General features: G+C 68.5%; 2 protein-coding genes. Both read right to left on the reverse strand.

Features of this window, described 5'->3' with window-relative positions:
- Window positions 1–82: 82 nt before the first annotated feature.
- Window positions 83–883: a PAS domain-containing protein gene (locus C569_RS0129475; protein WP_018789279.1), complete on the reverse strand. Its 801-nt coding sequence runs from the start codon at window positions 881–883 to the stop codon at window positions 83–85.
- The coding region (locus tag C569_RS0129480) for an RNA polymerase sigma factor (RefSeq protein WP_369754159.1) at window positions 870–1519 on the reverse strand (650 nt) is incomplete at its 5' end. The genes C569_RS0129480 and C569_RS0129475, both read right to left, overlap by 14 nt.

Below are 1519 nucleotides of genomic sequence, written 5' to 3' on the forward strand. Positions count from 1 at the left end.
ACCCCAGACCACCATCCACACCCGGCTCCGCTGCGCTACGCCGGGTGCCTTCGGCCTGCCTACTCACCGTTGGATTTTCGGGTCAGACAGGGAGGGTCCGGGCGATGTCAGCAGTCAGTTGGTCCCGGTCCTCGTCGGTGAGCGCGTCAGGCATGCGGGTGGCGGGCTCGGTCGTGACGACGATCAGGGCGCCGCCGGTCGTGCGGCGCGCCCTGTCGACCTCGTCGATGACATAGCCCCGGGTCTGTAGTCCGGTGAGCACGTCCCGTACGGCCAGATCGGCGCCGAGCATCTGACGGCGGATGGCGAGCCGACGCTGCTCCTGGCGAGCGAGCTCGAGCGCGGTGACGTCCTCGCCCGTGGCGATGACGCCGACCGGCCGGCCCGCCTCGGTCAGGATCTCGAGGTGGCAGGACACGTGGCGGATGCTGCCTCCGGGTTGGACCACCCGGAAGCCGATCTCGTCGGGACGGCTCTGCTCCCACGCCGTCCTCACCGCGGCGAGGACACGCTCGACATCAGCGGGATGGACGAGTTCGAAGAGCGTCCGCGGGGTGAGGCGGAGCGTTCCGGGCGCGTGGCCGACGATCATCGCCATCTCGTCGGACCAGGAGAGCCGCTCGGAATGCTCCGTCTGGCCGGCGCCGAGCAGCCAGGTGACCGTGCCCCGCTTCGCGAGCTGGGCGGCGCGCGCCACCCGGGTGGCCTCGTCGGCGTCCCACGTCAGCGGGTCGACGAGGTCGGCATCCACGATGATCTTGTAGCCCTCTGTCAGGGAGAGGTCGTACTGACTCTGCACCGTCCGTGCGACACGTCGGGCGCGGGCGAGTTCGAGAGGGCTGGGCCTGGTCTCGGCCAAGGTCAGGATGTCATCGAGGTCCACGGCCCGCCCCCTGACGCCGGTCGCGCTCCGAACGGGTGAAGCCTGCTTCCTCGGCCAGTTCGCCCAGCCTCTTCTTGGCGGCGGTCTTGTAGGAGCGGACACTGTTCTCGGTCAGCCCGAGAATGCTTGCGATCTCCTGGTTGGAGAAGCCCTCCCGCGACATCTGGAACACTTCGGCGTGCCGTGCCGGCAGCTGGTGCAGCCAGCCTCGCAGCGTCTCCTGCGCCTCCCACACGTCCGCGATGTCCGAGTGGGACGACGGTGGCAGGTCTTCCGGTGCCACCGCGGCTTCCCGGTGGCGCCGATCGTGGTCCTTCAGCATCTTGAAGCGGGCCGTGCTGATGATCCAGCCGGCCGGTTTGACGTGCTCGCGAAGCTTGGGCCACTCGACTCGGCCGTGCAGATACGCTTCCTGAAGGGCGTCGTCCACCGCTTGACGGTCTCGACACGTCGCCCTGAGGATCCGTTCGACCCGGTAGTAGGAGCCCTCGGCGAATTCGGCGAACTCCCGGTCGTGGAGCGCTTTCAGGCGGGCTGCCTCCGCAGGGCGGTTGCAAGTTCCGGGGTTGTGTGGCTGGTCGGGTTGTGACCGGTTGGGGTGTATAGCAGGGCAGGCACGGGCTTCGTGATCATTGT

This window comes from Micromonospora sp. CNB394, assembly GCF_000374985.1.
GTDB classification, from domain to species: Bacteria; Actinomycetota; Actinomycetes; order Mycobacteriales; family Micromonosporaceae; genus Micromonospora; species Micromonospora marina.